Genomic DNA, 21,130 nt, shown 5'->3' on the forward strand with positions numbered 1-21,130 from the left:
GCGGCGAACAGTCCAGCTACCATTGCACCGGCGTTTCGGCAGGCGACGACTTCGTCAAGGTGCCGAAGATGAAGAAGATCAAGGCCGTCATGCATCGGAAGATCGAAGGCAAGGTCAAGAGCATCACGCTCTCGATGGATGCCTGCGGCGACTACTGGGCTTCCGTTCTCTACGAGGACGGCCTCACCGAAGCCGTACCTGCGACATGCGTTCGCCAGACCAAGACGGTAGGCGTCGACGTCGGCATTGAGACCTTCGGCACATGTTCCGACGGTGAAAAGATCAAGTCTCCCAAGGCTCTCAAGAGCGCCGAAAAGAAGCTTAAGAAGGCGCAACGCGCCTTCTCAAGAAAGCAGAAAGGTAGCAAGAATCGTGAAAAGGCCCGCAAGCGTCTGGCGCGACTGCACCGCAAGGTGAAGCGCCGCCGCAGCGACTTCCTTCACAAGACATCTCGACGATTGGTGAACGATAACCAAGCGCTGATTTTCGAGACTTTGAAAATTCAAGGTATGATGAAGAATCACCATCTGGCAAAGGCGATTGCCGATGCGGGATGGGCTGAATTCATGCGCCAGTGCGAATACAAGGCGAAGCATGAAGGCAGAATCTTTGCAAAGATCGGCACCTTCTTTCCGTCTTCGAAGACGTGTTCCTCCTGCGGTCACAAGCTCAAGGAATTGAGCCTTGCAACACGCAGCTGGACGTGTCCGCATTGCGGCGCTCATCATGACCGAGACATAAACGCCTCTCTGAATATCAAACAGGAAGGCATAAGAATGTTGAAGGCGGCTGGGCTGACCGTCTTGCGCTCGTAACGTCACGAGCCAAAGCCTGTGGAGACATGTAAGACCCGAACGATCGTCCGGGCTGTGTTGAAGAAGCAGGAAGCCTCGCCCGATTTGTTACAAATCGGACGGGGAGCAGTCACAGAAGCAATCGATTCGTCCGGCCCATGCGGACATCATTCGGACAGCAAGCGGGTGATGAGGGACGCAAATCGCAGCTTTCGAACGGGAATATGGCGAAAAACCTCGCCTTTTGCGGAATGAATTGCATTGACCGGGATGTTTTGAGTATTTGCAAAGTCCCCCGAATTTATTTATACTGAATTCAAATTAAATCAATCGGGCTTTCTCAAAGGCCTTTCCCGCGCCGGAATCTGCCGGCGCAATCAGGAGTTCAGACATGTCCATCAAGGAAAAGGTTGCTCAGATCCAGTCCATGGAGCGTGAGCTCGAGGAGACCCGTGCCGCCGCTGTCAAGGAAGCCATCGCCGAGGTCCAGACTCTCATCAATCTCTTCAACATCACGGCATCCGACGTGCGCTTCCCCGAACCCGGTGCCAAGCCTCGCGCCAAGCGCTCCGCCGGCCCCGTCATGTACGCCTTCGGCGACAAGACCTGGACCGGCCACGGCCGCACGCCCAACTGGATCAAGGAGCACGAGGCCAATGGCGGCAATCGCAGTGACTTCCTCGTCAACAAGGAAGATTGAGATTCGCTCAATTGAAGGAAATTGAATTCGCTGCCGACGGTGAGGAATTCTGACGAAACATCTCATCGCGCGCGGTCGATTTCCCGTTCATAAATGAAAAAGCCCCGCAGGCCTGATCTGGACCCCGAAACTTGGACTACAAAATAAACTCCAAGTTGAGTGCGGCCGATTTTAACGCTCGCCGCTTGGCATAGCCGGGACAAGCAAGTCCCGGCTACGCCGATAGCGTATTTTATCTGGGGCGCGTCAAGGGACGACCGAACAACTTAGATCCTCCCAAAGGGCCCCTCCAACTTCTTCGGTCAACCCTTGACCCGACTCATCGCTCTCAGACCGCTGAGAACGCTCTTATTCCGCTTTAACATAACGCTGACGGTACTCGGATGGTGCGTATCCATCCAAACGCTCCTGAGGTCTCTTCGTGTTCCAATGGGCGATATAAGCCGTCAGATCGCTCTTGAAGGCGTCAAAGCTATCCCAGCACTGCCCCCTGAAGAACTCGTCCTTCATATGGCCAAATGCCTGCTCTGTTGCCGCATTGTCCAAACAGTTACCCTTGCGAGACATGCTTCGCGTGACGTTGTGCTCCTTGGTCCATTTAATCCAATCAGGATTCTGATATTGCCATCCCATATCGCTGTGAAGGATGGGACTAGCCCCAAGGGGTAACGCCTTCACCAACGCGTCGAACATCTCTTCTTGCTGATCCATGTTGGGCGATCGACTGATGGAGAAAGCCAGAATCTCATTGGAGTAAAAGTCAACGACCTGAGCGAGGTATACCTTACCGAAGGACAAAGCGAACTCTGTCACATCGGTACCGATCTTCGTGAAGGGGCAGGCTGTTTTGAAATCGCGTGCCAAGAGATTGGGAACGGTACGATTGTCGCCTTTATAAGAGCTGTACTTTCCAAACCCCTGTCGCCTAATCTTACAGATCAACCCCAATTCTCGCATTACCTTCAATACCGTCTTTTTCGCGATGACGATGTTGAACTCACGACGTAAACGCATGAAGATCTGGCGATGGCCGCAACCATTTGACGTGCGGTTGAAGATTTCCTTGACCTTCTCATGAACGTCCGGGCGTGTAGCTGCCTTCGGATGTTTACGGGCATAGTAGTAGCTCGACCGGGGCAACCCAATGATCTTCAACAGAAGATCAAGATCATGTTGCCCTGAAAGAGAATAAACGATCTCTGCTTTCTCTCGATTGCTCAGTTTCGCCAATCTTTCAGGGCCGCGACTTTTTTTAAGATGGCATTCTCCGCTTCAAGTTGCTTGATACGAAGTTCCAGCTTCTCCATGGGGGTCAACTCTTGCACGGGCTTCTGCTTGGCCCCTAACTGACGTCCCCTTTTCTTCGGTTGCAGACCTGCTTCGCCATGTTCACTATAAATCTTGCACCAACGTCGAAGAAGCTTGGGAGCAACGCCATATGCAGCCAAGATGTCTTGGTACGAGACCTGATCTTCAATGCGAGCTTTGACTGCTGCCAGCTTGGTTTCGTAGGAATATGTCGTTTTGACGGTATGTGACATTAGAAATCGAGAAACGCCCAAAATACGAATTGTAGCGCGCCAATCCCTAAGATCATGCTCATCCAGCCCAAGCTGGGTCATTATCTCTTGATAGCTTGCGCCATCCTCATAGAGCTCGAGAAACCTCAGCTTTCTAGCTTCAACTGTTCCCTTCCATTTATGTCCCATACAGATGGTCCCCAATTCTTTGTCCAAGAATCGGGGACCACATCAGCCTGCATGCCGCGGGTTTTTTCCCTTTCATCGTTTTGTGCATGCCGCCCGGTTCGATTGGGCTGCGGGCCAAAATAAAGCGCCGGATCCCCCGAAGGAGAATCCGGCGTTTTTTCTCATGCGTCAGTCAAGTCGAAGCATCAACGCACGATGCGCGGTTCGCGGTAGACGCTGACGTCGGGCAGCTCGCCCGTCCACTTGGACACTTCGACGTTGGCCGTCGAGGCGATGTTGCCGCAAGCGAGCTTCGAGGTGGGCTCGTCCATCGTGAGCGTGTTGGAGTTGCCGTGCACGTCGATGCGGCGGCCCTTGACGTCCTGCGGATCGAACCAGGCGCCGTGGTGGAGGACGACGACGCCCTTGAGGATGCGCTCCGTCACATAGGCGCCCGCAAGCGCTGCGCCGCGCTTGTTGGAGACGAGCACGATGTCGCCGTTCCTGATGCCGCGTGCGGCGGCGTCATCGGGATGGATCCAGAGCGGCTCGCGGTCCTCGATGTTGGCGAAGTCGTGGCTCACCGTGCCGTCGAGCTGGCTGTGCATGCGGTAGCGGCTCTTGCAGGCCATGAGGGCGAGAGGCGCGTCCTTGGTGGCTCTGGAGACGCCTTCGGTCGGCTCGAAGAAGCACGGATGCCCCTTGCAGTCGTCATAGCCGTAGCTCGCGATCTTCGGCGAGTAGAGCTGGATGAGACCGCTTTCGGTCGAGAGTGCATTGGCCTTCGGGTCCTTGCGGAAGGCCTCGAAGGCGACGTAGTTGCGGTCCTTGTCGGCGACGTCAAACATGACGTAGCCCTTCTTCCAGAATTCGTCGAAGTCGGGCATGGCGATCTTGCCGGCCCTGCCCATCTTCATGGCGCCTTCGTAGAGGCGGCGGATCCAGCCCATTTCGTCGAGTCCTTCCGTGTACTGGGACTCGACGCCGAGACGCTTGGCGAGCTCGGTGAAGATCCAGTAGTCGGAGCGGGACTCGAAGCGCGGTTCGATGGCCTGCTTCATGGCGACGAAGCCGTCGTTCGTGTAGGTGCCGATGCTCGTGATGTCGTTGTGCTCGAAGGTCGTGCAGGCGGGAAGCACGATGTCGGCGTGGCGGGCCGTAGCGGTCCAGACCGTGTCGGTGACGACGACCGTTTCGGGCTCCTTCCAGGCACGCTCGAGCTTCATCGTGTCGGGCTGGTGCGCGAAGGGATTGCCGCCCGCCCACATCACAAGCTTGACTTCAGGATACGTGACCTTGCGGCCGTTGAAGTCGATGGTCTTGCCCGGATTGAGGAAGCATTCGACGAAGCGCGCGACCGGAATCGTGGTTGAACCCTTCCAGTTTTCGTTGAACGGAAGCGCCGGCTTCACCTTGGCGGGAACGCCCGCAAGGAACGGGCCCTTTGCCAACGGAGCGCCGCCGCTCGAATACTGGTAGTTCGTGCCGATGCCGCCGCCCGGCAGGCCGATCTGGCCCAGAACGCTCGCGAGCGCGAAGGCCATCCAGTGAGGCTGTTCGCCGTACTGAATGCGTTGGATGCCCCAGCCGACCATGAGCATCGTGCGGTGCTCATGCAGGTCGTGCGCAAGCTTGCGGATGCGATCGGCGGGCACGCCTGTCTTTTCGGCGGCCCATTCGGGCGTCTTGGCGACGCCGTCCTCATCGCCCATGATGTAGGCGCGAAGCTCCTTACAGCCGCTGCAGCACTTCTCAAGGAAGGCGTGGTCGGCCTTGCCCGTGGCTTCGAGCTCGTGCATCATGCCGAGCATCATGGCGCAGTCCGTGCCGGGACGCGGCGCGATCCATTCGCTTCCGAGGTATTCGGCCGTGTCGGTCTGGACGGGATTGATCGAGATGGTCGTGACGCCCTTGTCGCGCAGCGCACGAATGTAGCCCGCAGCATTGTGAATCGTCGTGTGCCAGTCGATGTCGTTCGTCACCAGCGGGTCGCAACCCCAGAAGACCACGCGCTCGCTGTGCCCGATCACGACGTCCCAGGACGTGGAGCGCGGATCGCCCGTGCCGACGACGTACGGAAGAATCTTGCTGATGGCGGCCGTCGAGTAGGAGTTCTCACACTGGATGAAGCCGCCGCAGAGGTTGAGGAGACGCTGCTGCAGGTTGATGGCGGCGTTGACGCGGCCCGTGCTCATCCAGCCGTGAAGACGGCGCTCGGACCGTAGTCCTTGTAGACGCGCTTCATTTCGCCTGCCACGAGGTCGAGTGCCTTTTCTCAGGAGACGGGCACGAACTTCTCTTCGCCGCGGCTGCGACGGCTCTTCGGGCCGTTCTTGAGCCAGCCTTCGCGAACCATCGGCTGACGGATGCGAGACGGCGAGTACGGAAGATGGCAGAGATGAGATTGGGACTCGGCGCATAGTCGAACTCGAACGGACGCAGATGCGTCATCTTGCCGCCCTGAACATGCGCGTAGACGACGCCCCAGCGGGAGGCGTTGATCACTTCGCCTTCGTTGAGCGTGGACGCACCGAGGTCGTACGTGCCGGAGAGCCTCGCTTCGGGTTCGGGCATCGGAGCGGGCTGGCCGAGGGCTGCGCTCCTGCGGCCGGCGGGATAGTCCTTCTTCAGAAGCTCTTCGTCCGCGTCAACGCGGGCGGCATGTGCGGGAACGGCGGCGAGGCCCGTGGCTGCTGCTGCGCCAAAGAGCCTGCGGCGGAAGATGTCTGTCATGTCTGACTCCTTCTTCTTTTCTAAACAACCTCGCCACTGAAGTGGGAGGGTTTCGATACAGTCGAGGCTTTTCGCCTCGGGGTTGCCCCCGATTTGCTGTCACTCCGACCACGAAATCCTTGCTGACGCAACCCTTGTACGGTGGAGGACGGAATCCCCCGCCGTCGGAACCTCCCGAACTCGCGCTCGGTGATCCCTTCTCGGGCTTGAATGACTACGACACCGGCGTCAAGCCAGGCTGTTACTCCGGCTAGAACGGCCTCACGGATCCGTTCCGGGGCGTAGGTTTGTTTTTCAAGATCTGCGTACAACAGATTCAGACAAGCCGCCGCATCGCGGTCGATCCAGCGATCGTCGTCATCGTTGCCCAATAGTACGCAGCGCTCCCAAAGTTCGTGCTTGACAAACGTGTCCGTCAGCAGATTGTGCTGAGAGGGCTTGAGCTTCCTTGGCGATACAACCGTTACCTGCAAACCGGCGCTTTCAGCCTTGCTTGTCAGTTGGGTGTAGAACGCCGCCGGAGCATGTCGCCTGATGGACTTGCCAAAATGTCCTTTTTGGAACGCCTTGAAGGAGTTGTCCTCCACAATGATGCTGCCCGCATGGCCGAGAAGCCAGTTGCAGACCTCGCCGCGCTCGCGCTTGCGAGTTGCGGCCGAAAGACGAAAAATCTCCGCTAGTTCTGCCCGCAGACTTTCATAGCGCTTCGAGAAACGCCACTGAAGCCTTCCGGACTTCACCTTCAGAGACTTATGCTTCTTGCCGTGACGAACCACCTCAACCGTTTCGTAGTTGTCGGGATTCGTCGCTTGGCGGCTGCGCTCCATCGCACGCTGAAGCTTGCGCACGGCACGGTGATCCGTGTCCGCACTCGGCGCGATCTGCACTTTGGCAATTGTCCCGTCCTCAGTCGCATAGGTGAGCGACCCGAGTCCCGGATCAATGGCCATGCGCAGATCCTTGCCGGCGTAGGCGTGCTTCAGAGGGCTTGTTCCTTCGGCAACAAGTTGCAGGAGAAAGCGCTCCTTGCCCTTGCGCATTTCACGCACGATCCGACAGTACTTCACTTTTCTGGGCTTTGTGGGATCCGTCTGATCCTGCAAAGCCCGGGTGAGCCAGTCGTCGCGCTTGTCAACGCGAACACGGTACACTCGCTTGCAGACGGTTACGCACTGCTGATCTGCTTTCCAGATGATGCCGGTGCGATTGGTCTTCCCTTCGATCGAATGCAGTCCGCGTCGAGAACTGATGAACCTCGGAGAGCCGCCGTTGTAGAGGTGGCGTTCCACCGAGATCCACGCTCTCGAAGCGAGCTTTTGACATTCGTTGATGCCGAGCAGGTGGCCGCGTCCCGAAGCCTTGCGGTGCATGGCGACGTCGGCATGAAAGTCGTACTCGCTCAAGCGGAACCGCACGCGAAGATCGCGGAAAGCCTTGGTTCTTTCTCTGCCTTTCGGCATGGCCCTTGTGGCCTGCCACTCAGCTGTGGCACGCATCTGCAGCACACGATCCCATCCACCGCCCATGACGGCGTTCTGAAGGTTGCAGCCGAAGCTGAAGCTCTTCCGCAGCCGACGGCGGTCTTGATCTCCGGTGATGATCGGAAGACTGATGATGAAGGATTTCGTGCTCATGGGAGTACCTTAGCACAGGGGGTGGAAAGACACACGCCTTTCATCGGGGACAACCAAATAGATCGGAAGAGAGAGGTTTGCCGCATTCCTCCGTCCGAATGAATTCGGAGGCTTCCTGCGGCTGTTTCTGTGAAAAGGTCCTCCTGCTGAAGGAGGAACATGTGCATCTATTCAAGAATAGACGTCGGGGAGCAGGCGGGCGCGAACCGAATGCGCAAAGAAAACCACTCTAATTGACGGGCGTCAAGACAACAAAACCGCCATTCTGCTACTGAATAGCGGTTTTTCGAGGTGCGTGAGTTTTGGGCAGGTGAGCGGCCGTCAGCGGGTCCTGCCCTGATAGCGTCCGGAGCTGTCGTAGCGGCTGCCGTCGCGGGACTCGCGTCCCTGGTAGCGGCCGGACTGGTCGTACCAGCGTCCGCTTGAGTCCTGGTGTCCCTGATAGCGTCCGGAGCTGTCGTAGCGGCGCCCGTCGGCGTCGGTTCGGCCCTGGTAGCGGCCGGAGGCGTCGTAGCGTCGTCCGCTCGAATCCTCGCGCCCGACGTAGCGGCCCGACTGGTCGTACATGCGTCCGCTCGAGTCCATGCGGCCCTCGTAGGCACCGTTCTGGTTGTAGACGCGGCCGGGCCTCGTGTACTTCGGAGGCTCGGCGGCGAGTGCGCTGCCAAGAGGCGCCGCAAGGGCAAGGCCGAGGGCGCCGAGAAGCGTTCTTCTGTCCATGTCAATAATCCTGTGGTGCGATGCCGCTGCCTGTGACGGGCGTTCGGGTCAGCTCGGAGATGCCCGCCTTGTCCTTCCAGACGGCGATCCAGCCGTCGATGAGGGGGGAGTCGGTCAGAATGACGCTCAGGTGGAAGCTTCCGTCGGGGAGCTTCTCGAGCCTTTGCGTCCTGTTGAAGGGCGTCTCGTTGAGGTTGAGGGCCGTCACGGCGTTCGTGAAGCGGAAGGAGAGCTCGACCTTGCGGCCCGAGCCGTCCGAGTAGTTGAAGTGGCACGAGTTGACGTAGGAGTCGAGCGAAAAGTCCTTCGGACGCTCGGCCTGAAATTCGGTGACGCGGGCCTTCGTGAGGCGGTGAAGCGCGAGGTGGCGCACGTTCTCATAGCGGTCGAACATGCAGACGAGGTAGAGGCGAACGTCCTGCTGCACGAGGCCGAGCGGGGTGATGAGGCTTTTGACCTGCTTGCCTGAAGCACTGTCGTACTCGATCTCGAGCTTGAGTTCACGAAAGAGCGCCTCGCTCACGGCCTCGAAGATCGTGCGGGAGATCTTCGGCGGCATCATCGGCAGGGAGCTTCCCACGACGGCGATCTTCTTGAGCCAGGCCTTCTCATTGCGCGGGGCGGCGGAGAGAGTCTCGTTGAACTTCTGCGAGGCCATGTCGAACAGGGGCGAGAGGGACTTCGAGAGCGTCGTCGGGATCATGAAGCGCATGTGCTCCTGGGCGAGCCTCAGGAGCAGGCATTCGTGCACGGACATCTGCTGCGAGAGGAGCGTGCCGCCCGCCGTGCTCTGCTTGTAGCCGTAGGGGCGGGAGCGCATGTCGCAGTCGATGCCGAAGACGTCCGTCGAGGCCATGGTCTTGAGATAGCGCTGCAGGGTGCGGATCCGGATCGGAATGCCCGCGGCGTCGAGCTCCTGCTTGAGCTGCTGTGCCGTGATGAGGCGGCCCTTTGGAATGCGGGTGAGGATCTGGATGAGCATCACGGCTTCATCCAAAGTGGAGGATTTGCGCGGCATGTACTGCTCCGTTGAAAGAGAAGAAGGGCGCCCTTGGTCAAGGCGCCCTCCTGTTTTGTGTGGTGACGGGATCAGGCGCCGGGGTGCGAAAGTCCCGGAACGCCGAGCCACTTGAGATAGAAGTCGTCGAGCACTTCCTCGTTGATGTCGATCGCCTGGTCGGCGGGCGGCTGCGTCTGTGCGAGCGTCGTCTCGATGAAGCTCAGCACACCGGGGAAGAGCGTCTTGGGACCCGTTTCCTCAAGGGCGCCTGCGCTTCGCTGAATGTTGAGAAGCGTCTCGATCTCCGCGCGAAGGCCCTCGTCCGTGACGAGCGCGTCGGCGAGTTGCTCGAAGACCACGGGCGGCATGCTCTTGCGGGTCTCGACCCAGCGCATGGCGAGGAGCCCCTGCACGATGTAGAGGAAGCGCTTGTAGGCGATCGTCTCGTGGCCGAGCAGGAAGTGCGAGACATGGGACTGCGCCATCGAGCGGTAGGCCCAGTAGAGGCGCGGCAGCGGGGCGCCGTAGTCCAGAAGCTTCCTCATCTCGGCGAGGAAGAGCGGATGATTGCGGTAGACGATCTGCGAGTAGAGGCTCTGCACGATCGAGACGTTGCCCTTCTTGAGGAGCATCAGGCACTTCTTGAGATCCCAGCCCGAAATGTCCCACACGCCGTCCTGATCGAGTGTGATCGTGTCGGCCGGGGGCGTGAGCTTCAGATAGTTCTTGAGCGGACGCACGTAGATGAAGCGGATGTCGTAGTCCGAGCTCGGGGACGGAAAGCCCCAGCTTCGGCTGCCCGCCTCGCAGGCATAGAGGATCCTGATGCCGTGGGAGGCTTCGAGGCGCCTGAGCCGCGCCTTCGCTTCGTCAAACATTTCTTCAGCAGTGGAAGTCATAGTGAGGGCCTGAAAATCCGTACGTTTCCGACAGAAGAGGTAACGTACGCGTCAATTGAGTCTTGGATCGTGCACGTTATATCGTGCTATATATCTTCGGCATCGAACGGTGGAAAATCATGCCGAAATTCTTGATCGGCCCATTATCGCACGAAGAGCCGCGAGGAGTGTCCTATGAAGACGGAATTGTTGGCGGCGAGGACGGCCATGTATCCAATATGCAACGGGGCGAGCGCTCTGTCGGAAGGATTTCGGCAGAACGTCAGTTGAGCGTGGAGTTGACCGTGACGGTACCGATCACGTATTCGGAGGTGCGCCAGAGGCGGATGAGCTTGGTGGTGACGGGTTCGCCCGCATACTCGGGCCAGACGCGAAGGAGGTACTTCCGAAGCATTAGGGCGCCCTCGGCATCCATTTGGTCGGGGCGGTGGTACCAGCGGCCGGCGAGATAGAGGACGCGTCGCACGAAGGCGGCGTCGGGAAGCGCACCCGAATGAAGGGGCTCGGTGAGAAGGGAGATGCGCTTTTCGCGTGCTTCGCCGTCCTCGGGGATCGGGCGGATCGTCTCGAGCATGAAGCGTGCGGCGCGAAGGCGGGCATCGGGTTCGGATGCGCCCCGTGCGGTAGGCGGGAAGGGCGCGTCGATTGCGTTGATCCCGGCGGGCAGACGATCGTCCCTGGCGGCGAGCGCCGCGAGTTCGGAGATGTGCCAGTCGAAGTAGGAGCGCACGAGCGAGGCGAAGGTGGGCGTGGTGGTGAGCCTTCTGTTCCATTCCTCGCGGGTGAGCTTCAGGCCGAACTGCCGGTTGAGCAGCTCGATGTCGTCGTCGGAGAGCGAAAGAAATGTGGACATGCGGCTCCAGGGGAGGTGTTTTGCGGGTGAATGCCCGTTCATTCTACTCCGCATGAGGGCAAATCGCATGCAGTTGATCCGTCTTGGTGATGATTTTCATGAGCCGTGAGCGGTTTGTGCGATCGGTGTGCATAAGAAGGCCTGGGCGGTAGGGCGTTCTGTGAGAGCCGTCACTTCATGGGGTGTAGAACGGGGCGATTGGCCTCGATGCCGATCCAGCCGCCGCGGATGCAGTTCGCCTCCTCGAAGTGCCAGTCGGGGAGGACGGCGCGGATGACGCCGCCTGCGGTCGTGGTGATGCCGGGACGGTGGGTGTGTCCGTGGATGACGACGGCGGCCTCGAGGTTTCGGGCGGCCTCGTCGAGGGCGCGTTCGTCGACGTCGGTGATGTAGGCGGCCTTGACGGACTTGCGGGTGCGGCTGCGGGCGCGGGCGTCCTCGGCCACCTGCAGGCGTTTTTTCAGGGGAAGCCTGAGCATGATCCACTGCCACCAGACGCTGCGTACGCGGCGTCGGACCTTCTGGTAGTCGGCGTCGAACGTGCACCAGAGGTCGCCGTGGGAGAGAAGGATGCGCTCGCCGCGCAGCACGCCGACGGCGGGGTCCCTGAGGAGCGTCGCGCCGATCTCGCGCGCGAAGCGCTCGCCCATCATGAAGTCGCGGTTGCCGTGCATGATGTATAGCCCGTGCGAGGCCGAGTAGGCGCGAAGCGCATCGGCCACGGCCGCCATCGTGTAGGAGGCGTCGTCGCCGATCCAGTAGTCGAAGAAGTCCCCGAGGATGAGGAGCTCGGCATGTTCGGCCGCCTCGTGTTCGAGAAAGCGCAGGAAGGCGTTTATCGTGTCGGGCTCGGAGTGGCTCAGGTGCAGGTCGGAGATGAAGACCGGATCGTTGAGCGTCACGGGACCTGCGGTGCCTTCAAGAGCGGGAACGGTGAAAGGGGAGAGCATGGCGGAGGATCCTGTTCTAAAAAAGTTGTTCAAAAGCACACATCTTAATTTAGATTTATCTGCACTCTGTTGACGGCATCGGCGGTGAGGTTAGTCACTGCCGATGTCCCAACTAGAGCCTATTGATGCTCAGTTGCACCGGAGAGACGTCCGAGCAGGATTCTCTTCACCTCTTCTTTCGTGGCGTACCTTGAAATTTGAGTATCGTAGAATCTGTCCAGGATGTTCAGAGCAGCATTCTCGTCGGCCTGCAACACAACCCCGTCAACGCCGGTAAAACGATCGCCTTTCCTCGTGCCTTCAAGACGCTTGGTCCGACTATCAATTTGCGATGTGTACGCAGCGTTCACCTCATCGTGATAAACACCGCGCTGCAGGAAAACAGTTTTCAGAGCCCCCGTCAGGGAGCCCTTCGCCCAGCCGCTCATGCGGCGATTGTAGGTTTTTCCTTTACTTCTCCATTTGTTCGGCGACATGCCCCATGTCAGATCTTCCGACACGATATGCCCGTATTCATCTGCCAGGGCATGAGCCGTTTTGAATGCCATGTCCTTGATGCGATTGCGAAACCTCGCTCGCATTCCCTCAATTTTGATTTTCCCTAAATTGTTGGCGCGAATCCGTTGAGCCTTCTCATGATTGCCGTTGGCCTCATGCTTTTGGGCGAGCGCGAAGAGTTTGTTGCGGTTTCGCATGATCCGATCGTTTCGATCGAAATACTCCGTCAGGATCTTTCCGAAATTCGTTCCGTAATGCTTCTTGTTGCTGTCAACGACCGCTTCCGTATATCCCTTGTCGATGCCGGCTTCCTTGGTGCCGCACGGACGAGAACATGTTTTAGTGGCCGCATAATGAACGCAAACTCGATCGTGATCAAGAATGATGCGAAGATTCGTGTTTGCAAGATTCACATTCGTTCCGTTGGAATTGCAGTGCAATTCCAGATATTTACCACAGAGCCGAAGCTTGATGACCAACACATTCCTGCCGTTGATCATCCGGATTTCTTCAATGTGCTTGTCGGAGCGGACAACGAATTGATTGTCGGCATGTCCTTGACCATGCTTGAAACAGTTCCTGACCGTACGATGCAGAAATGGATCCTTCTCGTAGCTTCCCGTTTGAATCAAGCGCATCCTCTTGGAGAGTTCAGTCTTCCGCTTCTTCTCAGGTATGCCTTCGGAAACCAGACGGGCCGAAATCCTCCCCTTCATCATTTCAATCGCCGCGGCCTTGCAGGCCTTGATGTCGTTGAGGATGTCCTTGATCGACTCATTGCGCACAGTGCCGTCGATCTTTCCAAAGCCCATCTCACTCAGATTTTCATACAAGCGCGTGGTTTTGCAGCGGATATCCTTGAAAGGGAACTGCATGATCGCCTTCCCGCCGAAACGATGCCACAAGTCCTTTCTAAGCCAGCCGACGGCTTTGGCATGACGAGCAAGGGCATCGAAATCTTCCTTCGATGTCGCTGTTGCGTAGACGATGCGGGTAATGGTGACGGTGGTGCTCATGAGAAATCAATCCAGTTCAACGGTTGTCTTGGTTGCGTCGGGGTAATCTTCCTTTAGGTTCTTTTCGTACTTGCGCATGCCATAAAGTCGGCAGCTGAATGTATGAACAATGGCAAACATGTCGTCAACCATCTCTTTTTCCGGAGAAAGTTTGATCTGGTTGACGACAATGAGCGAGAGCGTCAGAAATTTTGTGTCCATGGGATAATCGGAGCCCGCCAATCGGGTGCATCCAATGAACACGAATACCAAACGCAATTCTCGTAAGAAGTCCACCAACCCCCTCGATAACCATATCGACCAGTACGTTTCCGAGCTTCGAGCATCGGGCCGCCCGCTGGGCCCCGAAGCCTTCTCCGAGGCCGTCCGTACCTTCTCCCAACGCTTCGTCGAAGCCATGCTGCAGGGAGAAATGGATGCCCATCTCACAGGCTGTCAGCCCACTGAAACGCCTCCTGAAGAGGTCGCCGCTGACGAGCTTCCCCAGCTTTCCAACAAGCGCAACGGCTTTAGCCACAAGACCCTGAAGACCGAGTTTGGTCCTCTGCCGCTGAGCGTTCCGCGCGACCGACAGAACACTTTCGACCCGATCATCGTGCCCAAGCACAGCCGCTCGTTCGGCAAGATGGACGAGCAGATCATCGCCATGTACGCCAGGGGCATGAGCACCCGTGACATCCAGGCCTTCATCGACAACCTCTACGGGGTGGACATCAGCCCCGACTACGTCAGCAAGGTTACTGACAGAGTGCTTGAGGACGTCCGGGAGTGGCAGAATCGCCCGCTCGCAAGTGTGTATCCCGTCGCTTTCTTCGACGCCCTTCGAGTCAAAATCCGCAGCGGCGCAGCCGTAAAGAACATGGCTGTTCATCTCGGGATTGGTGTTCGCACGGACGGTACGCGTGAGGTTCTGGGCATGTGGATCGCCGAGAACGAGGGCGCAAGCTTCTGGGCGAGCGTGTTCAACGGGCTCAAGGCCCGAGGCGTGGAGGACATCCTCATCGCCGTTACGGACGGCCTGAAGGGCATGACGGAGGCTCTTGAAACCGTGTATCCGCAGACCCTCCACCAGACCTGCATCGTCCACCTTATCCGCGCATCCACCTCATTCGTCTCTCAGAAGGACAGGGCGGCCGTATGCAAGGAGCTGAAGCCCATCTACCAGGCAGTGGATGCCGACGCTGCAGAACGCGCTCTGGAGCGTTTTGGAAGCACGGACATGGGCAAGAAGTATCCAGCCATCATCCAGATCTGGGAACGCGCCTGGGCGCAAGTGATCCCGTTCTTCCAGTTCCCGCCAGAGATCCGTACACTGATCTATACGACCAATGCGATTGAAGGGCTAAACCGCGCTGTCAGGAAGGTGATCAAGACGCGCACTCTATTCCCTAGTGAGGACGCAGCCCGGAAGCTGATCTACCTGGCTATCATGAATTTCACGACCTCCTGGAAGCGTGCTACAGCCAGGTGGTCTGCTGCCATGCCTCAGTTCGCTCTGCTGTTTGGCGAGCGCTTTACAGGTGCCATGGAGTAAGACAAGGGGTATGATTAGACTACCCGCGCTATCGCATCAGGTCTGGCATACTGCATCACAAAAAACAAAGGGCAGCCTCGTTGGGCTGCCCCTGGAATAACCTCCCCAGACACAGAAATCCTGACACTCCCCAATGAGCTCGCAGTCATGCTCGTCACAAATGTGACGAATGAGTTCGAAGCCGAAGCGCAGCAGTCGATCCTTATGGGCAACGATCAGACGGCTAATTTCACCACGGCAAATTCTGTCTATAAGAGCCAGAAACTTAGGTCGCTTGAAATTCATGCCACCGCCGATTTCCGTAATCCACTCATCGACCACCGTTCCACTGCCCACCGCCCACATCTGCATGGACTCAAGCTGGCGATCCAAATCCGGCTTCTGACCCTTGCAGCTGACTCTGCAATAGACAACCGTAACCCGGTGCTCAGCTTTGACGCCCATCACCGCACGCAAGTCTGAATCATCAAAATACCTGTGTCCGGAAGGAAGACGCTTGCTGGTGATCTTTCCCTCGGCCTCCCACCGGCGGATCGTAGCCGGTGTTCGGCGAACCAATTTAGCGAATTGACCGATCTTATCCTTAAAGTCGTCTAAAGCCCCCACGAATTACTTCACGCCCAACATCTTGAGAAAGAGCTGGTCGCGTCTCGTCGTTTCCGTTGTCCATTTGGATGCACTGGCATTCCCCGTTGCGGCGATGTAGTCGACACAACGGAACCAGTCCAAAATTTGAATGAGCGAGTGCTGATTGAGCCAAGCGAGCAGCTTTGCTTCGAGACTCAACTCCTCCTTCGTCTTTCCCTCGGTTTCTTTTTCGGAGAGCGCCTTCTTCACATCAAGGATTCTCTTCGCAAGGAAGCAGTGGTAGCCCAGACCAACGAATTGGGCAAATTGCCTGCCGTACAGATTCTCGGGATACCACGTCCTCGGCTTTCGCCCATCAAAACTGTCCTTGTACGTAGCGAAAAGCTCTTCGATCTTTTCACGGGAACGGTATGCCTTCAGCGCGTCGAAGGGATCCTTGATTTCATTGCTCACAAGGACGAAATACCCCCAATAGCGCTTTGCTTCCTCGATCCCGTCCATTTTGAAGTCGACCTTGACGCCTTTGGCCGTACGTTTCACCGTGAGGTAGCTGTCGATTTGTTTCTGGGCAGCCGGCCGAAATTCCTCGACGCCGTCCTCCAGATCCTTCTTGAGTGAGAAAAGGCTCTCGCGAAGCCTGCGCTCCTGAATCGGAGCAGCCTCCGGTTTGTGAAATACATGGACGTACAGGCGTCGCGTAAACGATTCCGTCTCCCCGGCTTCGAAATGCCCGCGCGTGCGTTTTCGCACGATGCTGAACCCGTGCTGCCTGCGGCGCATGACGCCGCTGACATCGACGTCAAACGGGCAGACGTTCCTGAAGTGCCCGAGCTCTTCGCGTGCGGCGTCGATTTCCGAGCGAACCCACTTGTCGGTACTGTTGGCGAGCATCAAGAACTTCGTGTGCTCGCGGGCAAAATGCGTCATGTTGTCCTGACTGTAGAACCCGTTGTCGGCCACGATGACCGGCGACGCCAGATCGAGCATGTCAAGCTGTCGAAGCGCATTGGCGAGCGAGATCTTGTCAGGGATGTTCCCGGGCTGCTTGCTGAAAGCGACGGGCTGACGATTTTCCACAGAGTACAGCACGAGAAGCTTGATCGTATCAAGCCCGTCCCCATCCTTGTTGAATCCCTGACGCGCTTCAATTTGATTCTTCGAATACGTCGAGAAAGTCGTGGTGTCCAACGCCAGATTCAAACCCGTCGACGAGACTCTTTGTCCACGGCACTGAAAATACGACTGCACTCCAGATTCATTTCGACCAACCGAGGCGAACAGCTTGCCGTAAACATCCTGAGTGATGGGGTGTCCGTACGGTAGCGGATTCATTACTTGCCATGATTCCATGCGCGGCAACGTGTCACCGTCAGTCGCGACCCAGTACCGAGCGATCGAACTCAACTTGAGGGCGTCGCCGATCTCGAAGCTCCTCTGGAGATCCGCATCAATACCGGATTCATGACCTGCCCACTCGAGGATTTTTTGAAGTCCGACATGGGTGCGGACGGCCTGGACGGGTGCCTCGATAACTTCGGAACGCTTCTTTTTGGGGCGGGTCGGGATCATTTCGGTCGACCCAGCCAGGATTTTGCCCAAAAGTCGGGTAGAGAGCGTCTTTGTTTTCTGAGTTTTCGGATCATATCCAGTCACACGTTCGTATACGTAGACGTCGCCATTCGAGCGGGTTTCGCGGCGAATGCCGACATGCGTTTTTCCAGTGAGAGGGCGTCCCATGAGTATCTCCAATAATGCCCTTATATTCTATCATACGTACACTATTGAAAGCAAGAAAAAGTCCGTGTATTTCACGGACTTTTCTATCAAAACGTCATTTTCACTTGAGTATCGTGACCGTTTTGAACGACTTTTAGGATCTTATATATGCTCATAATGAGCGCATACTAACACGATTCCCCATGTTTTACAAAACAGTTATCAGTTCTGGGGTTTGCAGTCCGTCCATTGTATCCGAGCATGGAAAAGCCCGCGAGGGCATACCTTGCGGGCTTCTTGTCAGGAGCGTTGCGCCGTGCGCCTTATTTGGCGGGCTGCGGAGCAGGCTGCTGCTGGGCTTCGGCCGGCTGCTGGGCCTGGGCGGTCTTGTCGTCGCCGAAAAGGGCTTCGCCGATCATGGAGCCGGCAACGGCGCCGGCGGCGGCACCCATCATGTTGGACATGAAGCCGCCGCCCTGCTGCTGGGGCTGGGCGGGAGCGGCGTTCGCGGCGGGCGCAGCCTGCTGGGCGGGCGCCTGATTGGCGGCCGGCGCGGCCTGCTTGGCCGGAGCGGCGGCGGGAGCCGTCTGCGGGGCGGCCTGCGTGGAGGCGGCGGGACGGCCCGGAACCGGATTCGTGACGGGGGCGGGTTTCTGGACGGGCTTCACGGAGGCCGGACGGCCCATGGAGAAGCCGGAGGAGCGCTTGACCTTGGCGGCTTCGGCACCGGAGGTGATGGCGAGGAGCGCGGCGGCGGTGAGGAGGACGAGCTTGGTCTTGTGCATTTCGAACTAATTCCGAAGGAGTAGAAAAAGAGTGAAGCTATTATACGGAGAGCTCGAAAAGCCGAAGGTTATTGAAGCGGTTTTGTTACATATGCCGTGAAACAGAAATGATTTCCACGAAAAAACTCACGGTTTCGCGTCTGATGTCGGAGAAAACCTGACGAATTGCGGCCAGGGAAGGGGAAGGCGGGCTCAGCCGCCGAAGAGTCGGGCGAGCAGGCCCTGCTTCACCTCTTCGGAGGAGGCGGCGCCCGTGGGATAGCCCGTCTCGCCGATGGACCTGATGCATTCGCGCACGAGGCTTTCAGAGAGCGGCGCCTCGCTCTCGATCGTCACCTCGTTCCTGCGGTGGGAGGCCCTGATGCGCCTCGCCTCGCCGTGCGAGAGGATCTTGCGGACGGCCTCGATCACGTGGGCTTCGCACATCTCGCAGGCCATGTTGCGGACTTCGATTCGGGTGCGGATCATGTTGGCGTTCCAAAGGACTTGAGAATGAATCGCATTCTATCACGTTCGAAGAGGGGCGCAAACAATCGGGGAGGGGCGTCGTAACGCCTCTCCCCTCGGGATGCGGACTGTCTCGGGAGGTTTAGTCGAGGGTGCGCAGCGCGTCGATGAGCGCGGTCTTGGCCTCGGTCTTTTCGTCCTTCATCTTGATGATGCGGGCGGGGTTGCCAACCACGACGGCGCCAGCGGGCACGTCCTTGATGACGATGGCGCCCGCACCGACGACGGCGCCGCGGCCCACGCGCACGCCTTCGATCACGACGGCGTTGGCGCCGATCATGACGTCGTCCTCGATGACGACGGGGGTGGCGGAGGCGGGTTCGACGACGCCTGCGAGTACGGTGCCCGCGCCGATGTGGCATCGGTTGCCGACGATGGCGCGGCCGCCGAGCACGGCGCCCATGTCGATCATGGTGCCTTCGCCGATGACGGCGCCGATGTTGATGACGGCACCCATCATGATGACGGCGCCTTCGCCGATCTCGACCTTTTCGCGGATCACGGCGCCCGGTTCGATGCGGGCGCGGATGTTCCTGATGTCAAGGAGCGGAACGCCGGAGTTGCGGCGGTCGTTTTCGATGACGATGTCGGCGATGGCGGCGGCGTTGGCCGTGACCACGGGTTCAAGGTCGGCCCAGTTGCCGAAGACGACGAGACTGAGGCCCTCGCCGAAGACCTTGGCGCCGCAGGACGCGAAGTCGACGGGCTCCCTGAGGTTCACGTAGATCTTGACGGGGGTCTTCTTGGGAGCGGTGGCAATGTAGTTGATGATTTCCTGGGCGTTCATTTATCTAGTGGGTTCCGTTGGTGTTGAAGAGAAGGTCGTCGAGCGAATGGAAGCCCTTGGGCTCCCTGACGAGCGCGCGGGCGGCCTTGAGGGCGCCGAGCACGAAGATGCGGCGGCTCGTGGCGCGGTGCGTGAACTCGAGCTCTTCGTCGGGGCCGAAGAAGTGTACGGAATGCGTGCCTGCAACGGTGCCGCCGCGAAGCGCGTGGATGCCGATTTCGTCGGGACGGCGTTCGCCGCAGAGGCCCTCGCGGCCGTAGACGGGCGTGAGTTCGCCCGCGGGATCGAGCGCTTCGACGAGGAGCTTCGCGGTGCCGCTCGGGGCGTCCTTCTTCCTGTTGTGGTGGGTTTCGGTCACCTCGATGTCGAAGTCGGGGCGCAGCGCTGCGGTCACGAGGCGAAGCGCGCGTGCGAGCACGGCGACGCCGAGCGAGTAGTTGGCGCTCCAGACGACGGGGGCGTGTTCGCCGAGGGCGGCAACGGCGGCCTTTTCCCCGGCCGTGTAGCCCGTGGTGCCCGAGACGAGCGGGGTGCCCGTGCGGGCGACGTAGGCGGCGACGGCGGGCAGGGCCTCGGGGCCGGAGAAGTCGATGGCGACGTCGGCTGCGGGCGCGGCGGCGAGTTCGGCGATGTTTGCGCGGCCGTATTCGCCGACGACGGCGTCACCCGCGTCAAGGGCGCACTCCTTGAGGAGGCGCCCCATGCGTCCCGTTCCGATGAGGATGATGTTCATGGGGCTTCTTTCCAGAGTCTTTATTCGTTGATGAGGCCTGCCTTGACGAGCTCGGCGCGCAGGCGGGCGGCGTTGGCGGGCGACATGTCGCCAAGCGGCAGACGCATCGGACCGGCGTTGAGGCCCATCATGTTGAGCGCAGTCTTCGCAGGAATCGGATTCACTTCATAGAAGAGCGCGTTCATGAGGTCGAGGCGGCGGACCTGCTCGGTGGTCGCTTCGGCGGTGCGGCCCGCGAACCAGTCGGTGCACATCTTCGCACAGGAGGCGGGGTCGATGTTGGCGTAGACGCTGATGACGCCCGAGCCGCCCACGCTCATGATGGGGACCGTGATGTCGTCGTTGCCGGACCACATCTGGAAGTCGGGGCCGAGGAAGCGGGCGACCTCCATGGCGTAGCTCATGTTGCCCGAAGCTTCCTTGATGCCGCAGATGTTCGGGTGCTTCGCGAGGCGCTCGACGACGGAGACCGGGATGGAGCAGCCCGTGCGGCCCGGCACGTTGTAGAGGATGCAGGGCACGGAGACGGCGTCGGCCGTGTCGGCGAAGTGGCGGTACATGCCCTCGGCGTTGGCCTTGTTGTAGTACGGGGCGATGATGAGGAGCGCGTCGGCGCCCATCGCCTCGTAGCGGCGGCTCATCTCGATCTGCGTGGCCGTGCAGTTGGAGCCCGAGCCGACGATGACGGGCACGCGTCCCGCGACCGTGTCGATCGTGTGGCGCACGACGGCGGCGTCCTCCTCGTGCGTCATCGTGGAGTATTCGCCCGTCGTGCCGAGCGTGAGAATGGCGCTCGTGCCGCCGGCGATCTGGCGCTCGATGAGATGGGTGAGGGCTTCGAAGTTCACGCTTCCGTCTTCGTGGAAGGGCGTGATCATGGCGACGATGGAGCCTCGGACGTTTTCGAACTTCATAGGGGTAGTACCTCAGAAACAGGGACATGAAAAACCGTCGACAGAGGCGCTTCTGCCGACAGTCTGGCGCGGAAAGCAGGA

General features: G+C 58.9%; 22 protein-coding genes. 3 read left to right on the plus strand and 19 right to left on the minus strand.

What is annotated here, in order from left to right; genetic code table 11:
- Together HMPREF9465_RS10115 and HMPREF9465_RS10120 are read left to right on the plus strand one after the other, a co-directional pair.
- Nucleotides 1–815 (plus strand): RNA-guided endonuclease InsQ/TnpB family protein (locus HMPREF9465_RS10115; protein ID WP_005436661.1); only part of this gene is annotated, 815 nt, incomplete at its 5' end.
- A gap of 370 nt (nucleotides 816–1,185) precedes the next feature.
- Nucleotides 1,186–1,494, plus strand: coding sequence for an H-NS family nucleoid-associated regulatory protein (locus HMPREF9465_RS10120; protein WP_005436662.1), 309 nt, complete (start codon nucleotides 1,186–1,188; stop codon nucleotides 1,492–1,494).
- Between the two features lie 348 nt (nucleotides 1,495–1,842).
- On the opposite strand, the gene HMPREF9465_RS10125 is transcribed toward HMPREF9465_RS10120, so the two are convergent.
- The 12 genes from HMPREF9465_RS10125 to HMPREF9465_RS10175 form a co-directional block, all read right to left on the minus strand.
- Nucleotides 1,843–2,724, minus strand: a complete 882-nt coding sequence (locus HMPREF9465_RS10125) for an IS3 family transposase (protein WP_147645179.1) — start codon at nucleotides 2,722–2,724, stop codon at nucleotides 1,843–1,845.
- Complete coding sequence (locus HMPREF9465_RS10130) at nucleotides 2,712–3,203, minus strand: helix-turn-helix domain-containing protein (protein WP_038006001.1); 492 nt, start codon at nucleotides 3,201–3,203, stop codon at nucleotides 2,712–2,714. The genes HMPREF9465_RS10125 and HMPREF9465_RS10130 overlap by 13 nt, the downstream gene beginning before the upstream one ends.
- Nucleotides 3,204–3,388: 185 nt before the next feature.
- Nucleotides 3,389–5,377 carry a molybdopterin-dependent oxidoreductase gene (locus HMPREF9465_RS10135; RefSeq protein ID WP_005436663.1) on the minus strand — a complete coding sequence of 663 codons (1,989 nt, stop codon included), beginning with the start codon at nucleotides 5,375–5,377 and terminating at the stop codon, nucleotides 3,389–3,391.
- A 46-nt stretch (nucleotides 5,378–5,423) separates the two neighbouring features.
- On the minus strand, nucleotides 5,424–5,915 hold the full coding sequence (locus tag HMPREF9465_RS13795) for a hypothetical protein (RefSeq protein WP_005436665.1): 492 nt from the start codon (nucleotides 5,913–5,915) through the stop codon (nucleotides 5,424–5,426).
- Between the two features lie 20 nt (nucleotides 5,916–5,935).
- The gene (locus HMPREF9465_RS10140; RefSeq protein WP_005436667.1) at nucleotides 5,936–7,549 is read right to left on the minus strand and encodes a hypothetical protein; all 1,614 of its coding nucleotides are present in this window, start codon (nucleotides 7,547–7,549) and stop codon (nucleotides 5,936–5,938) included.
- A 321-nt stretch (nucleotides 7,550–7,870) separates the two neighbouring features.
- Nucleotides 7,871–8,269, minus strand: coding sequence for a hypothetical protein (locus tag HMPREF9465_RS13300; RefSeq protein WP_005436668.1), 399 nt, complete (start codon nucleotides 8,267–8,269; stop codon nucleotides 7,871–7,873).
- A 1-nt stretch (nucleotide 8,270) separates the two neighbouring features.
- On the minus strand, nucleotides 8,271–9,287 hold the full coding sequence (locus HMPREF9465_RS10150; RefSeq protein ID WP_005436670.1) for a helix-turn-helix transcriptional regulator: 1,017 nt from the start codon (nucleotides 9,285–9,287) through the stop codon (nucleotides 8,271–8,273).
- Nucleotides 9,288–9,358: 71 nt separating this feature from the next.
- On the minus strand, nucleotides 9,359–10,168 hold the full coding sequence (locus HMPREF9465_RS10155; RefSeq protein ID WP_005436672.1) for a DNA polymerase beta superfamily protein: 810 nt from the start codon (nucleotides 10,166–10,168) through the stop codon (nucleotides 9,359–9,361).
- Between the two features lie 262 nt (nucleotides 10,169–10,430).
- On the minus strand, nucleotides 10,431–11,021 hold the full coding sequence (locus HMPREF9465_RS10160) for a hypothetical protein (RefSeq protein ID WP_005436673.1): 591 nt from the start codon (nucleotides 11,019–11,021) through the stop codon (nucleotides 10,431–10,433).
- Nucleotides 11,022–11,191: 170 nt separating this feature from the next.
- Nucleotides 11,192–11,971, minus strand: a complete 780-nt coding sequence (locus HMPREF9465_RS10165) for a UDP-2,3-diacylglucosamine diphosphatase (RefSeq protein ID WP_005436676.1) — start codon at nucleotides 11,969–11,971, stop codon at nucleotides 11,192–11,194.
- 119 nt (nucleotides 11,972–12,090) lie between these two features.
- On the minus strand, nucleotides 12,091–13,485 hold the full coding sequence (locus tag HMPREF9465_RS10170; protein WP_005436678.1) for a transposase: 1,395 nt from the start codon (nucleotides 13,483–13,485) through the stop codon (nucleotides 12,091–12,093).
- A gap of 6 nt (nucleotides 13,486–13,491) precedes the next feature.
- Nucleotides 13,492–13,686 (minus strand): hypothetical protein, encoded by a 195-nt coding sequence (locus HMPREF9465_RS10175; RefSeq protein ID WP_038007666.1) that lies wholly within the window; start codon nucleotides 13,684–13,686, stop codon nucleotides 13,492–13,494.
- Between the two features lie 34 nt (nucleotides 13,687–13,720).
- Here HMPREF9465_RS10175 and HMPREF9465_RS10180 point away from each other — a divergent pair, with 34 nt between their 5' ends.
- Complete coding sequence (locus HMPREF9465_RS10180; RefSeq protein ID WP_005433166.1) at nucleotides 13,721–15,019, plus strand: IS256 family transposase; 1,299 nt, start codon at nucleotides 13,721–13,723, stop codon at nucleotides 15,017–15,019.
- A gap of 36 nt (nucleotides 15,020–15,055) precedes the next feature.
- On the opposite strand, the gene HMPREF9465_RS14065 is transcribed toward HMPREF9465_RS10180, so the two are convergent.
- The 7 genes from HMPREF9465_RS14065 to dapA form a co-directional block, all read right to left on the minus strand.
- The gene (locus HMPREF9465_RS14065) at nucleotides 15,056–15,625 is read right to left on the minus strand and encodes an IS607 family transposase (RefSeq protein ID WP_051009076.1); all 570 of its coding nucleotides are present in this window, start codon (nucleotides 15,623–15,625) and stop codon (nucleotides 15,056–15,058) included.
- A 3-nt stretch (nucleotides 15,626–15,628) separates the two neighbouring features.
- The gene (locus HMPREF9465_RS10190) at nucleotides 15,629–17,344 is read right to left on the minus strand and encodes a transposase (protein ID WP_005433079.1); all 1,716 of its coding nucleotides are present in this window, start codon (nucleotides 17,342–17,344) and stop codon (nucleotides 15,629–15,631) included.
- 302 nt (nucleotides 17,345–17,646) lie between these two features.
- On the minus strand, nucleotides 17,647–18,108 hold the full coding sequence (locus tag HMPREF9465_RS10195) for a hypothetical protein (RefSeq protein WP_005436683.1): 462 nt from the start codon (nucleotides 18,106–18,108) through the stop codon (nucleotides 17,647–17,649).
- Nucleotides 18,109–18,300: 192 nt separating this feature from the next.
- On the minus strand, nucleotides 18,301–18,576 hold the full coding sequence (locus tag HMPREF9465_RS10200) for a heavy-metal-associated domain-containing protein (RefSeq protein ID WP_005436685.1): 276 nt from the start codon (nucleotides 18,574–18,576) through the stop codon (nucleotides 18,301–18,303).
- A 121-nt stretch (nucleotides 18,577–18,697) separates the two neighbouring features.
- Nucleotides 18,698–19,402: a 2,3,4,5-tetrahydropyridine-2,6-dicarboxylate N-acetyltransferase gene (gene dapD, locus HMPREF9465_RS10205; RefSeq protein ID WP_005436687.1), complete on the minus strand. Its 705-nt coding sequence runs from the start codon at nucleotides 19,400–19,402 to the stop codon at nucleotides 18,698–18,700.
- Between the two features lie 4 nt (nucleotides 19,403–19,406).
- Nucleotides 19,407–20,135, minus strand: a complete 729-nt coding sequence (gene dapB / locus HMPREF9465_RS10210) for a 4-hydroxy-tetrahydrodipicolinate reductase (protein WP_005436689.1) — start codon at nucleotides 20,133–20,135, stop codon at nucleotides 19,407–19,409.
- 20 nt (nucleotides 20,136–20,155) lie between these two features.
- Nucleotides 20,156–21,049, minus strand: a complete 894-nt coding sequence (gene dapA, locus HMPREF9465_RS10215) for a 4-hydroxy-tetrahydrodipicolinate synthase (RefSeq protein ID WP_005436691.1) — start codon at nucleotides 21,047–21,049, stop codon at nucleotides 20,156–20,158.
- Nucleotides 21,050–21,130 lie beyond the last annotated feature (81 nt).

It is taken from the genome of Sutterella wadsworthensis 2_1_59BFAA (assembly GCF_000297775.1).
In the GTDB taxonomy this organism is placed as follows: domain Bacteria; phylum Pseudomonadota; class Gammaproteobacteria; order Burkholderiales; family Burkholderiaceae_F; genus Sutterella; species Sutterella wadsworthensis_A.